The 13789-nt window shown below is 65.9% G+C and carries 11 protein-coding genes; 7 read left to right on the top strand and 4 right to left on the bottom strand.

The genetic code is table 11. From position 1 onward, the window contains the following. The first annotated feature begins 65 nt into the window (after positions 1–65). From DB30_RS11365 to DB30_RS11390, 6 genes are all read left to right on the top strand, one after another. On the top strand, positions 66–2045 hold the full coding sequence (locus DB30_RS11365; RefSeq protein WP_205632963.1) for an OmpA family protein: 1980 nt from the start codon (positions 66–68) through the stop codon (positions 2043–2045). Between the two features lie 7 nt (positions 2046–2052). Then, positions 2053–3795 carry an N-acetylmuramoyl-L-alanine amidase gene (locus DB30_RS11370; protein ID WP_052548426.1) on the top strand — a complete coding sequence of 581 codons (1743 nt, stop codon included), beginning with the start codon at positions 2053–2055 and terminating at the stop codon, positions 3793–3795. A gap of 407 nt (positions 3796–4202) precedes the next feature. Next, entirely contained in the window at positions 4203–5093 is an 891-nt protein-coding gene (locus DB30_RS11375; RefSeq protein WP_146658518.1) for a hypothetical protein, read from the top strand. Between the two features lie 362 nt (positions 5094–5455). Then, complete coding sequence (locus DB30_RS11380; protein ID WP_165703711.1) at positions 5456–7042, top strand: DUF4215 domain-containing protein; 1587 nt, start codon at positions 5456–5458, stop codon at positions 7040–7042. A gap of 259 nt (positions 7043–7301) precedes the next feature. Beyond that, complete coding sequence (locus tag DB30_RS11385; RefSeq protein WP_052548429.1) at positions 7302–7856, top strand: hypothetical protein; 555 nt, start codon at positions 7302–7304, stop codon at positions 7854–7856. Beyond that, the gene (locus DB30_RS11390) at positions 7828–8061 is read left to right on the top strand and encodes a hypothetical protein (RefSeq protein WP_146658520.1); all 234 of its coding nucleotides are present in this window, start codon (positions 7828–7830) and stop codon (positions 8059–8061) included. The genes DB30_RS11385 and DB30_RS11390 overlap by 29 nt, the downstream gene beginning before the upstream one ends. A 303-nt stretch (positions 8062–8364) precedes the next feature. Here DB30_RS11390 and DB30_RS11395 read toward each other — a convergent pair whose 3' ends face one another. The 3 genes from DB30_RS11395 to DB30_RS11405 form a co-directional block, all read right to left on the bottom strand. Continuing rightward, entirely contained in the window at positions 8365–8631 is a 267-nt protein-coding gene (locus DB30_RS11395; RefSeq protein ID WP_146658521.1) for a MafI family immunity protein, read from the bottom strand. 246 nt (positions 8632–8877) lie between these two features. Further along, entirely contained in the window at positions 8878–10425 is a 1548-nt protein-coding gene (locus tag DB30_RS11400; RefSeq protein WP_146658522.1) for a DNA polymerase, read from the bottom strand. A gap of 197 nt (positions 10426–10622) precedes the next feature. Beyond that, the gene (locus DB30_RS11405; protein WP_165703712.1) at positions 10623–11825 is read right to left on the bottom strand and encodes an RCC1 domain-containing protein; all 1203 of its coding nucleotides are present in this window, start codon (positions 11823–11825) and stop codon (positions 10623–10625) included. A gap of 98 nt (positions 11826–11923) precedes the next feature. Between DB30_RS11405 and DB30_RS11415 the strand changes: the two genes are divergently transcribed. Further along, the gene (locus DB30_RS11415) at positions 11924–12868 is read left to right on the top strand and encodes a hypothetical protein (RefSeq protein WP_240480214.1); all 945 of its coding nucleotides are present in this window, start codon (positions 11924–11926) and stop codon (positions 12866–12868) included. 18 nt (positions 12869–12886) lie between these two features. Here DB30_RS11415 and DB30_RS11420 read toward each other — a convergent pair whose 3' ends face one another. Next, the gene (locus DB30_RS11420; RefSeq protein ID WP_052548437.1) at positions 12887–13783 is read right to left on the bottom strand and encodes a TylF/MycF/NovP-related O-methyltransferase; all 897 of its coding nucleotides are present in this window, start codon (positions 13781–13783) and stop codon (positions 12887–12889) included. Between the last annotated feature and the right edge of the window lie 6 nt (positions 13784–13789).

Genomic DNA, 13789 nt, shown 5'->3' on the forward strand with positions numbered 1-13789 from the left:
CAGCGGCGAACGGGGTGAAGTCGAGGCTTGTGTATCGGACAGGCGCGGAGTGCTAGAGTCTGCACGTGTCCTGGCACAGACCTCCCCGCGCGCTCAGGCTTCCGAACCACGGACCGGCAGCGCAATGGCTGTGCGCGGGTCCCCCCGTCCCAGGCGTCGTCCTGGAGTCCGGCCAGGCGCTGCGTGTGCTGCGTTCGGCGACCACCGGTCTGTCGTTTCGTCTGCGCAGCATCACCCAGTTCATGGCCGACGCCGGCCTCGGCAGCAACTTGCCGGGGACAGCGACCGACCAATGGCGCCGGATCGAGCGGTCCCTTCGCGTGGGGGCCATCTGCGTGGTCGAGCGGTCTCGCGAGCTGAGCCGCTACACCGACGAGCAGATCGTCGAACCCGATTCGTCACCCCCACCGGCTCCACCCGAGCCACTCGAACCGCTCGACCGCTCGCTCATCATCACGCGCTGTGATCCCGCCCTCGCCAGCGAACCGCTGCGGTTCACGTACCTCCTGCGCGAGCTCGCAGGCCGGCCTGTGACGCTCAGGGTCATCTCCGACAGCTTCCCGGGTCGCGTCGTCTACCAGCGCGCGCTCTCTCCAAGTGAGACGGCTGACGGAGCCCACAACGACACCTGGGATGGCCGCGTCACCCACCCAGGCGAGCAAGCCCCCCGTCGGCTCGCGGCGGAGTACGGCCCCTGCCTCCTCGAGCTCGAGCACAACTCGGTCTACCGCGACGAGGCGGGCTTCGTGATCGCGGAGCCCGACTACATCGTAGAGTTCGCAGATCTTCACTTCGCGACGAACCGCGAGCTCCTGCTGCCGCTGGCCGATCCGCCCGAACATCAGCCGGACACACCTCGAGCCGCCCCGCTGCATGTCATCGCCGCCGCGCTCGAATTCGCCGCCGACCACCCCGAGCGCGAAATTGTCGTCTACGGTCACACAGACACAGCCGGAGCCGCCGGTCACAACGACAACCTATCTGAGGAACGGGCCCGCACCGTCGCGCTCTACCTCGCTGGCGATCGGGAGGCCTGGGCCGCGCACGCTCAGGAGCATCACCAGCGAGCGGACTTCAAGCGAGTCCACCGCTGGGCGGCCGAGCGCTTCGCCTGGGCGACCGACCCCGGCTCGCTCGGCAACGAGTGGAACGACGCCGCCAGGCGTGCACGCGCTGAATTCCGACGCCGCTGCAACGAGCTGCTCGGCACCGAGCTCGCCCAAGGCGTCAAACAGAACGTCAACGACTGGCTGGCGATCTTCGACCTGTATGATGTCGCGGTTTCCCGCTACCTCGAGTGCGAACCTCGACACCTCCCGGCCCTGCGAGCCGCGATCAGCTTCGCCGAGCCAGCGATCATCAGCTGCGGAGAGCACTGGCCCGTGGTCATGCCGGATCAAGACGGCGTCACCGAGCGGCTCAACCGGCGAGTCGAGGTCATGTTCTTCCAGCCGGGCGAGCTGCCCGCCCAACACGGCGGCGAAGACCCGCCGGGTGATGAAATCTATGCCAGCGGCCGCTATCAGCAAGTGCGCCTTGGCACTGTCAGCTCCGACGAGGCCCTGCTGCGGATCACGCTACTCGACGAACACGCCGACCCCATGCCGAGCGCCAAGTACGAAGTGAACACACGTGCCGGCCCGTGGACCGGGGTCGCCGATGCCGACGGCGTGGCCTCCATCCCCCGGGCGCTCGTCGACACGAGCATCAAGCTGCTCTGGGCCGCGCCCGACGACGAGCAACAGCGCTATTGGAGCAACCACGACCTGGCGACGGACGGCGAGACCGACGAAGGCGTGCTCCGCCGGCTAGCGAACCTCGGGTTTGACGGATTTGGCGACCCCGAGCACGCGGTCATCAAGTTCCAACGCTTCTTGGGCATCCCGCCCACGGGCAAGTTCGAGGATGTAGCTGAGCTCGTGAACGACTGGTACGTCGCCGGCCGGCGCCCAGAGCCGAACCCCGAGGACTACGACTGGCCCGAACAAGAGCCGGACGACCACGACCACGACCACGACCACGGCCACGACCACCACGGAGAATGATCCCATCGTGAAAAAGAACCCGACGAGCACCGCGAAGAACGCAGGCACCGAAGTCGAGTGGTTCATGCGCTTTTGGCTTCCGGGCGCGTTCAAGGGGCGTTGGTCGACGCACCAGAACGCGCCCATTCGCCAGGTCACGTGTCGCATCATGGAGCCGCCCAACGCACCGAACAGCGACAAAATGATCGAACACTGGCGGCAGGACGAGATCGACGGGTCGACGGCGAACATCCAGCCCGGCCTCGACCGGCTGAAGCCAGGCCGCCTCTACCTCTTGGAGCTCGATGTACCCGCCGACAGCATGTATCGCTCCGCCGGACCCGCCGGGCCCGACACCGGGCGCGCCGAGGTCAACACGCTTCCGCCCAGGATCCACCCCAGCGACAACTTCGACTATCAAGTCCGCCCCGCCCGATTCTGGTTCGAGGTCGAGGACGCGCCCGAAGCGAGTCCTACTGCAAAGCGGATCAGCGCCATGCACGACGAGGAGTACGAGCAGACACGCCCGCCCCCCGCTCGCCACCAACTCTTACCGACCGGCACGGGCGTCACCAATGTCGAGGTTGACTGGCGACCAGACTGGCTTCGCCGCGGGCGAAAAGACAACGATATTCACATTCGGCCTGCCGGCAGCAACGAGATGAAAGACGGCAGGCCCACTCATATCGTGCTTCACTCGATCGGCATCCCACAGCTCGACAACGTCTCCAATATCGGGGCCGCGTTCATCGAGTTCTTTGAGAAGACGGGCAATGGAGGCGTTCACTACATCGTCGATGCCGATGGCCACGTCGTCAAGATGTGCCCCGAGAGTCGCGCGCTCCACCATGCCGACACCGCATTTTGGCGAGGTACGAAGTCAATAAACTCGCATGCGATTGGCATTGAGCACGGATGGAGCTCGCCGCCGGATGCCAACCCCAAGCAGCAGATGCGCGCGGTTCGAAACCTCTTGCAGGCGCTCAAGGCTGCATTTGGAATCGATGGCCGCAACATCGCGGGCCACGGAGAAGTTCGCTGCATCGGCGAAAGTGAGGCGTCCCTGAGCACGGCGCTCTACACCGCGCCGGCGAACCGAACCCAGGAGCAAAAGGAGTTGGTCAAGAGGATCGAGGATAAGAAGCGCGACGCGCTGGTTGCCAGGAATGACCACTACCGAGAAAAGGGTCAGACCAGCAAGATACTCACGGATGCTCAGATTGCCCAGAAGGTGGCGGCACATCTAAGGTCCGCCAAGCTCAGCTATGAGTATGATTTCTCGTGGGGGTTGGCGCTACACCCGAGCGCGCGGTTGGTGACATGCCCGGGTCCGTACTTTGGGTGGGCTTACTTGGCGGCCCGAGGGGTCGTGCCGGATCCGACACTCGTTGAGTTGCCCGACGATTGGCATCAGTCTGCCTACTCTGGCATCTTTGGCCATAGCGAAGCGATTTCTCTGCGCATTGGAGATAATGACTTAGCACAGGTGTGGAACGGAAAACCTCAGCCGGACATCTTGGGCAGCCCGATCTTGGAACTGCACGAGGACCTCCGCTTCATCGGATACACCATTCCGACCGACCCGACCCAGGCAAATGGAAGCGGTCATGTCTTTTCGAAGATGCTAGAGATGGCCATCAAGGCATTCAGGACTCGGTACATGCAGGACCCCCGGCCCAAAATCACAACGAAGCCCGCCTACGGCCAGGTGGACAAAGCTACCGCCGCGATGGTTCGTCGCGTTCGTTTGGCCTACGAGGAGTCCGTATGAACTCCACCCGAGCGATGGGCTCGCTTCTGATTTTGCTCGCATCCAGTGCGTGTGCCAGCCGGTCTGGCGCCAATCCGGCACCACAGGCAAAGCAAGAACAGACGCCGGACACACCACCTGCGGAGACGGCCTCCAGCCCGGCGTGGCGTGACCTAGCCGACTGGAACATCGACTTTGCCCCGCCGGCAGCGAAGGACTTGTCGAAGCTTCCCCCGCCCCCTTCCAAGTTCCCCGAGGAGGCCGACGGTGTGCGCATGCAAGTGGACGGCCTGGATCGAAATAGTGGGCCTATGAGGGAGAGGTATTGCGCCGCTGGTCCACACGTTCCCTTGGCATGCGCGTACACCAAGGAGAGCCCAGCAGGTCACCTGATCCGAGGCTATCGCGCTGAGTATATCGGTGGTCACATGTCCGCCCTCGCCTACATCGAACCCGATGGGAGCGTCCGGAACACAATGCGCTGCCTGCGCGATTCGGCCAAAAGGGTCATTCTGCAAGAGTTCCAAACTCACAGTTCCGGGTCTTACTGGCGCGTTTCAATCTATCAGGAATCCTATGACCAACGCGGCGCACTCGTGCTGTCCGAGGAGACTGTGCAGGAGAGGGGGCACCCTTCCACCACGATCGAATCGAGCGAGGCCGTTACCTACTTCTACCAGTTGATTGATGATGGTGTCCACGTCGTGTCGCAGATTCGGTATGAGACGGACGAACATCTCGACAACTCCCGAGACCCCCACGCGCTCACTGTCCTCGTACTCGATAGCATCGTCGAGTACCAGTGGGATGGCGACCGCATCACTCGAACCGACAGGTTCAACGCGGATGGTTCTTGGGACTCGACTTGGGTCTATACCTGGGTCGACGACTTGCTCCGGGTCGACAGCATCTCAGCCGACTACCGTGACACGGCCTCGCTCGGAACCGCCGACGACATCTATCAACGCAAGGGACCCAGCGACTACGTCCCGCTGTTCAGTTCACCAAACGAGCACTGGGAGTACTCGACCGCCAACGGGGTCGAGACAGTCACCAAGTTCGCGGGGGAGCTACCCATCGAGCGCAAGCGATTCGAGGTCGTCGACGGCTACAAGCGCACCCTGACTGTCGAGCGGATTCTCCCCGAGGTCTTGGGCTTGGCCATGGTCGAGGTCTGGGATTGGAGCGTCGACGGTCGGGCCGTCGTCAACCGCCACGATGGCCGCGAGGTCATCTTGTTCGACTGCTCGAACGAGCCGCCGATCGAGAGCCTCATTCACCCGAACGCTCCGCCGCCAGCGCGGCCCGTCCAACGATGACCGCCACATCGACTTCGAACGAGGTGACGCGGTAGTCGTGTTGTTCTGTTCTTTAACGGGTCGGATGCGCCTGCCTGCGCGAATTCAAACTTGTCGCCGCGCTGGGCTGGCTGAACCTCGAGCGCACCCCGCGGTAGCCGCGGGCGGGCCGGTCGGGGTCGACCCCCGGCTTTGACGTGGGAAATGGGACGTGGATGAGATCCTAGTCAGCTGATTCGGTGATTCGCGCGATCCACCCATAGTAAATCGCGTCATTTACGCTCTCGCTAGCACAGTGAACATTCCAGGGATCCGAGAACGGTTTCGAGTACTGTCGCCTGATGAAAAAATGGCAAGGCTCCTCACTAACTCTCTCCATCGCAGTGCTCACCGGCCTTGTCGGATGCCCGAGCGATGACGCGGTCGTGACGGACACGGGCACCACGTCCACGGAGTCTGGCGACGGCGACGGCGACGGCGACCCAACCGGCGACGGCGACGGCGACCCGTCCGGCGACGGCGACGGCGACCCGTCCGGCGACGGCGACGGAGATCCGTCCGGAGGCTGTGGTGACGGCGCCGTCGACCCTGGCGAAGAGTGCGACGACGGCAACCCCGTCGACACCGACGAGTGTTCCAACGCCTGCACGCTGCCGGTCTGCGGTGACGGCATCATGCAGGCCGACGAGGAATGTGACGACGGCAACGCCTCGAACGAGGACGCGTGCGTCGAAGGCTGCCTCGCGGCGACCTGCGGCGATGGCTACGTGGGCCCGGGCGAGGGCTGCGACGACGCCAACGCCGTTGACGACGACGCGTGCTCCAACGCTTGCATGCTCGCGGGCTGCGGCGACGGAGTGGTGCAGATGGGCGAGGGCTGCGACGACGGCAACATGGACGACACCGACGACTGCCCGTCGACCTGCCAGCCGGCCAGCTGCGGCGACGGCTTCGTGTGGCTCGACAACGAGGCCTGCGACGACGGCAACGCCGAGAACACCGACGACTGCCTCGACACCTGCGAGGCTGCGACCTGCGGCGACACCTTCGTGTGGGAGAACAACGAAGAGTGCGACGACGGCAACATGGACGACACCGACGACTGCGTTGGCATGTGCCTGACCCCGGTCTGCGGCGACGGCTTCGTGTGGGCCGGCAACGAGGAGTGCGACGACGGCAACAACGACAACAATGACGGCTGCGCGTCCGACTGCACCTCCGAGATCACCGCGAACTGCAAGGACATCCTGGCCCAGAATCAGAACGCGACCAACGGCATGTACATGATCGATCCCGACGGCGACGGCGGCGTCGATCCATTTCAGGTCTACTGTGACATGACGACCGACGGCGGTGGCTGGACGTTGATCCTCAACCGGCGCGTGGACTCCGACAATATCGGCCAGCCAGATCTGGACGCGACGCTTGGCGTGCCCGATGCCCCGCGCGCGACCAACTGGCAATTCAACATCGATCTGTTCTGGTCCGCCGCGACCGAGGTCGTGTTCGCCGATAAAGAGAACGCCGACTGCCAGGATTGCGCAATTAGCAACTACGACTCGGCGATCAAGGTGGCCAAGCCCAACGCCATGGCGTGGGACAAGACCTGCAACCAATTGTCGGTGTCGGTGACCTACACCAAGCTCGTCGGCCCCCAGCCCAACGGCGATCTCGCCTACCAGTGCGCTGCCAGCCTGGGTTGGGGCAACTGTGCCGGCAGCGTCTGCCACTACGGAACGCACTGGCAGAACACGTCGAGCAACGGTAGCTGGTCACAGAACCAAGAGACCGAGTTGCACTTCCCGTCGGTCTACTCGAGCTACGCGATGTACGGGGACGTGAACAACTCGCCAAGCGCGTGGTGCCGGAGTTGCGGCGGTGGCTTGGCGGGGACGCTCAACCAGTCCACGACTTGCTGCAGCTCCCAGCAGAACAACGCGCGGTCTCGCTGGACCATCTGGGTCCGCTGAGCTGCGTCGAGCTGACGACCCCCGCAGGCGAGTCAGGTGTCTGTGGGGGCGTGGGTGCCCTCGGGCGAAGACTCGCAGGCGCGTGAGTAGGGCGTGGCAGGCGACGTTGGCGTAGCGCCCCGAGCAGGAGTGGCCTCCCGCGCGCCCGATGTCTGATCTGATCGACATGGCTCGCCGAACCCTGTGTCTCGGCACGCCATGCCGATCAGCGTAAAATATTGCGTTTGCCCCAATATGCCGCCTGCATAGTCTTTCCGGCATGCTGACACACACGATATTGTTCCTGGCTCTCTCCTCCGATCCTGCGTTCCAGCCGCCACCTGTCGCGGTCGCGGACGAGTACATCAGCCCCGAGGGTCACCGCACCCGCTGGGCTTCGGTGACGTACACGCTGCCAGATGGACAGATCGCCGAGGTTGTCATGATCGCCGACGACGCCAACCGCGGTGACGGCTACGTGTACGTCGAAGGCGAGGCCGTCGTGCATTCGAGCTGGAACGAGACAGGCGGCGTTCATACCTGGACATCAAGCGCCCCAGGGGCCAGCGCACAGGCTCTCGCGGCGCTCACCAGCTTACCTGGCGAGGCAGGTGACGAGCTGTTTGACGCGTTCACTACCGACTCTGAAGCGTTCAAATGCAGTGAATGGGGCAAGAAGGTCCTCAACGCGAGTCGCTATATTTGGGCAGGGGTGGTGGGGGCCGGTATGGCCGCATGTTGTGTGGCTGGTGGACCCGCGTGCATTCCGTGCGCTGGCGGGCTGGCGGCCGTGGGGCTGTATGGCGATGACCAACTCACAGATTACGGCGAGTGATCCGCCGGGGCGGCTGGCCGTGCTCCGTGGGGCGATCTCGCGGCATTGGAACGTGATCCGTGCGCTGGGGATCGGTGTCGCGGGGGCGGTGCTGATCGTGTTGGGTGGTGTCGCAGGGTCTCCGCTGCTGACCGGGTTGGTGTTCGCCGCGGGGGTTGGCGTGCTGCTGGCGATTGAGCGCGCCGTCCGACGTCACCGCGGGTGATCTCCGCCCGCGACGACGCTCGAGCGGGTCACCCTCATCCCGCATGACGACAACTCCCGGGGCGCCTCAGTCCGGCCGGCCCCCAAGCCCCCAGGATGCTCATGCCCGCCAGTGACTACGCCCTGTCCCGCATCCTCGAAGTCCTCGCGCCATTCGACGCGCCTGTGTACTTCGCGCTATTCACCGACCTCGACGCTTCCGTGTTTCCGCTGCTCCCTGGGAGTTGGAGGTCGTCGCTTTCAATCGGCGTTGAGATCGTTTGTAGGATCACCTGAAGGTCGCCAGCCCTCGTCGCCTGTGCAGCTACCCTGACCCGCCTTCGGCGACCTGCTTGCGGAGGAACTGGAACCGCTCTTTCGGCAAGCCCATACCGACAGCGATCTCCTCGAACCTGTCGCACTCGGCGCTCGCTACCGTTACCCCCTCGTCGCAGAGCTTTTCCGCAAGCACCTCGAGTGCGAGCCCCGACTCGTTGTGGTCCAGATACTCCAGCGCGTCTGCGAGGATCGTTGCGTCGAGGCGTCCCACGAAACGGGATCCTAGGGTTCGAATATCGCTTGCGATGTCCATGTATTTCCTCTGCGGGACCTGGCGGGCCCAAGAGAGCGCCGGACGGATCCGGGAACGCCGTACGTACGCGGCCCGTGGCTGGCTCCTAGGCTACACGAATCCGCACTCCGTCTCGAACCTCCCATGCACGCCAAGCTGCCGGGTTCCCGCGGGTCGTGTAGATGCCACCGTTTCCGGTCTAGGCGTACCATCGGGTGTTGGGAGACGTGACGATCTTGTCGCCGCGACTCCAAACTGCTCAGCCCTCTAGCCCCAGTGATCCGCGATCGCAGCCTCAACCAAGATCGGCACCGAGTCCACCAACTCACCCATCGCCGCAACCATCACCTGCTCGACAATCCCCCGCCCCCGCTCCGCGTGCTCCTCGGGCACCTCCGCAATATACTCATCATGCACAACCAACACCCCGCGCCCCCCGATCTCCGCCAGCGCCGGCTGAAGCCGCAACATCGCAATCTTGAACCCCTCAGCCGCGGTCCCCTGCACGGGGATGTTCAGCGCCGCATTAAACGAAAACTTCCCAGCCAAGAACGTCCGCCGCCGCCCCATCGCGGTGACAACCGTGATGTCCTCCCGCTCCCCTGCCCGCGACAGCGCGCCGATCCGCCGATGCCACGCCGCGATCCCGGGAAAGGTGCGAAAGAACGCCTCGCGGGCCGCCGCTGCCTGGCGCTCGTCGAGCTCGAGCCCGTAGGAATCCCGAGCATATTGCGCAAACCGACGCGCCCCCATCCCAAACAAGAACCCAAAGTTGACGGCCTTCGCCAGCTTGCGCTCGTGACTGTCAACCTCGTGCTCGGGCTTGCCCGCGAGGTTGGCCGCGGTCGCGCGGTGGGGATCACGGCCGGCACGAAACACGGCGCGCATGGCCTCGCAGGGGGCGAGGTGGGCGGCCACACGCAGCTCGATCTGCGCGTAGTCGGCGATGATCAGCTTGTGCCCCTTGGCCGCCACGAAGCACGCGCGCAGGCCCGGGGCGGTGTGCTCGGCGGGGACCTGTTGAAGGTTGGGCTCGGTGCACGAGAACCGGCCCGAGTCGGCCGCCAGCGGGTGCAGGCGACAGCGCATGCGCTGATCCGGGCCAACGTAGTCGCGCGCCCAATAGCGGTAGGTCGAGATCAACTTGTCGAGTCGGGCGGCCCGCTCGACCACGCCTTCGGTCTCGGCGTCAACGTCGAGCTCGGCTCGCTCGCGGACCCAGCTTCCGGCGATGCGCTCGAACCCGGGCGCGTCAACACCGATCCCGGCGGCCTCCATTGCGACCACGGCCGGGATCAGGCTGCACTCGAACGAGTAGACCTTGGCCAAGCTGCGATCGCGGAGCATCGGCGTCATCGTGCGAAGCAGCTCGAGCAGCGCCTCGGCCTCGCTGGCCAGACGGGTGCCCGTCGAGCTCAGGGTCAACAAGCCATCGGGGAGCTCCCGCTCGAGGAACTCGCGCACGGATCGATCGAGCGGCCGATGATCGCGGCGACGATCCGCGCCCTCGCCCAGCAAGGTCCCCGCCACGGTCGCGCAGCCGAATCGAGCCGGCGCAGAAACGCCGCGCTCCGCCAGCACGCCAAGCGCCCGGTGAGCGTCGGCGAACACCAAGTACGGGGGCGGCTGCGCCTGCCACAGCGGCGCGAGGAGCTCGGCGAGGTCGAGCTGCGGGTCGAGGAACAGCGCGCGCTCGAGCACCAACACCGGGACCTCGCTCGCGCCGTCGAGACCCAGCGCGATCGCCATGCCCTCGAGTTGGCCGCCGCGCGCATCGTCGCCGCTGCGCAGCCGGGCGCCATCGCGACCGCGCACGTCCAAGGCGACGCCGAGCGCTTTGGGGTGGCGCTCGCTGATGCGGGTGATCGCAGCGCGGGCGCGCTCGAGCGCGGCTACCTGTACGATCTTCGGGGTCGGCCACGTGGGCCGCGGCTCGGCGGCTGGCTGGCGCGGAGAAGCGATGGCGGAGTCTAGCAGGGTGTGGAAGCGCGGCGCGCCACCAGGCCGACGGCTCAGCTGCGTGGGTTGGGCCCCAACGCCCCGCGGTCCGCCAGGCCCCAGCAGTACACCTTGCCGCCGGACACGACGCAGGTGTGTCGTTCACCTGCGGCGATGTCGACCACGCCGCGCACGCCGTCGACCTTGGCGGGGGTGGGCTTCGGCCGGCGGCCGGCGTCGATCTGCCCGTCCGAGTTGTCGCCCCAACAGCGCATGTCGGAGGCGGAGAACAGCGCGCAGGTGTGCTCGCCGCCGGCCACGATGTCCTTCATGCCGGTCACCCCCGTCACGATCGGGGTCCGCTCACGCTCGACCTCCCCCGCGACGCCCAGCTGTCCCTGTCGGCCCTCGCCCCAGCAAGCCAGCTCGCCCTGCCGCCGCAGCGCGCAGGTGTGACGGCCGCCCGCGATGATCGACTTGGCGTCAGCGAGCCCCTGAACCGCGCGCGCGTTGACCCGCGAGGCGATCCCCCCGTCGCCGAGCTGGCCCTCGGTGTTGCGCCCCCAGCACATCACGCGGCCGCTTTGCTCGACCGCGCAGACATGCTGACCGCCCACGCCCAGCGAGACGACCTTGGCCACCCCGGTGACCGGCTGCGGAAGCGCGAAGGCCCGCTCACCACCCGCGCCCACCTGCCCGCTCGCGCCCGCTCCCCAACACACCACCTTCCCGCCACGTCGCAAGGCGCACGCGAACGCCTCACCAGCCCCGAACGCGATCGCGTCGGACAGGCCCGCGACGGCTGTCGGCCGCGTGCTCCAGGCCCCGACCTTGGCCCCGCGGCCGTCGCCTAGCTGCCCGTCTTGGTTGTTGCCCCAACACACGACCGCACCGGACCTGCGCCGCGCACAGCTGAAGTCTCCGCCGGCCACGAGCTCCACGGCGTCCGCCAGCCCCGTCACCGCAACCATCGCCGTGCTGTCGTCTCGAGATCCGTTGCCCAGCTGTCCGTACGTGTTGCGTCCCCAGCACATCACGGCGCCGGACTTCTGGCGGGCGCAGCTGTGTTGGTTGCCCGCGGTGACTTCAACGAACTCGTTGGCGCTCGAGGGCCGCGGCTGGGCCGGTTGCTGGGGGCCCGTCGCCGGAGCCGGAGCCGTTGGCTGCCGTGCGGGCCCGGTGTTCCAATCACAGCCAAGCGCCAAGCTCAGCGCCACAATCGAGACGGTACCGAATTGCAAAGTCCGATTGGAGTTCGGTTCGGCGCGACGTGGCATGGGTGGAAGGTAGCAGCTACCGCGCGCCTGAGCCGAGTGTGCCGGATCCATGAGTTAGAATGTCGGCCCCGCGCCAAATGCGAGACCGCGAGCACGACATGCGCACGACCACCCTCTCGATGACCGCGCTCTTGGCCCTGGCCGCCGTCGCGGGATGCAGCGATGACGGACCGGGCGCTGACACCGAGACCACCGACGCTTCGACGACCATGTCGAGCACCGAGTCGACGACCGACACGGACACCGAGACCGAGACCGGTACCGAAACCGGCACCGGAGACGCGTTTCCAGACTGCACCCCGCAGGACGATGCACTCGCGCCCGTGTTCTTCGCTATGAACTCCGACGCCTGGGCCATGTCCCTCGGCCCCAACGACTTCCTTCGGATCGAGAGCGCCCGCTGCACGATCGACAGCTCCGAACACCTCCCAAACAACGGCATGCCGCTCGTCAACTTCTGGATGACCTGCGTCAACGATCTCGACCAGGCCGTGTACGACGACTTCGTGCTCCAGGTGTGGTCGGAGGAGCACGGGAGCATGCTCGAGTTCGCGGTCGGGACCGAGGTCGACATTCGCTTCGAGCACGACGCTTGGGTCTCCACGCACAGCGCCCAGAGCGTGTTCACCATGCGGGATCTCGACGGCGTCCTGTTGTTCGCCGGTGGGAGCCAGCGCTTCTCCCCGACCAGCTTGGACGCTGACGGGCCGCGCTGGGCCTGGGATCGGATCGCGGCGCCCGACACCGACCCGGCGGCCGCCGAGGACTGGCTCGCCCCGCTCTCTCGCGTTGAGCTCGTCGACGACGCCTGCCCGTTCGAGCCCTTTGACGGCTTCGTCGCCGACACGTGGCGGCGGTTTGGCCTGCGCGCCAGCGATGACGCAGGCCCAGGGCTGAGCCTCGATCGCTCGTCCCGGACGGTCACGCTAGACGGCCGTGACTACGAGCTCGTGGTCGGTGAAGCGCTGGCGTTTTGGCTCGCCGATCAGCCGGAGAACGCGGTGGCCGACGTGCGCATGTTCCTGGTGATCACCGACGGCTGAGCGACCAAGCGGTCCCGTTTACCCGCTCGCAAGCCGCCACACGGCGCTCTGCCCCACGCGCTCGAGCGGGCTGTCGTCACCCACCTGCGCGCGAAACTCATCGGCCGCGCGCCGCTCCCCGAAGCCCTCGAGGTAGTAGTCGTCGAAGATGATCGTGCCCCCCGGCGAGATCTTGGGGTACAGCCGCTCGAGGGTGTTCTTCGTCGCAGTGTAGAAGTCGCAGTCGATCCGCATCAGCGCGATCGACTGCACGCGATCAAACGGAAACTCCGGCGAGATCAGGTTGCCGCGCAGGAATTCCACATCGTCGAGGCTGACGCCGAGCTCGCCAAAGTTCTGGCGGATCTCGGAGATCGAGGTGCGCACCCCCTCGGTGTCGAAGTGAACGCGGGCCAGCTCGAGGGCCGAGACGATGACCCGGTCGTCGATCGGATCCGCCTCGTCGAGCACGCGCAGATCCATGGTGTCGTAGATGTCCAGGCACAGCAGCCGCCGACCACCGCCAAGCAAATCATTGATGAACTTCATGATCATGCTGCTGCCCCCCTTCCACACCCCCACGTCGACGAAGTCACCGGGCACCCCGGCACGCAGGACCCGGGCGCACTCGTCCGCGAGGCTGTGCATGAGCTCGGGCTTGAGCATCGAGTAGACCTTGATGTCGCACAGCTGCAAGTAGTGGAGCAGCAGCATGCTCTCGAGATAGGTGTGCAGCACCTCGGGCGCGAGCGCGAGGCCCTCTGCGGCCATCATCGCGCGGATCTTTGCGCTGAGCACGGCGCGATCTCGACGCTTGCGCCGCAGGACCTGGCCCACGAGCCGCGGGTAGCGAAGCGGCGAGCGATAGCGGATCGGAGACAGGCGCTGAAACAGCGGGTCGACTTGCGCGGGAATACTGGAAGCGTTCGATGCCATCGGTGA

It is taken from the genome of Enhygromyxa salina (assembly GCF_000737335.2).
In the GTDB taxonomy this organism is placed as follows: domain Bacteria; phylum Myxococcota_A; class Polyangia; order Nannocystales; family Nannocystaceae; genus Plesiocystis; species Plesiocystis salina_C.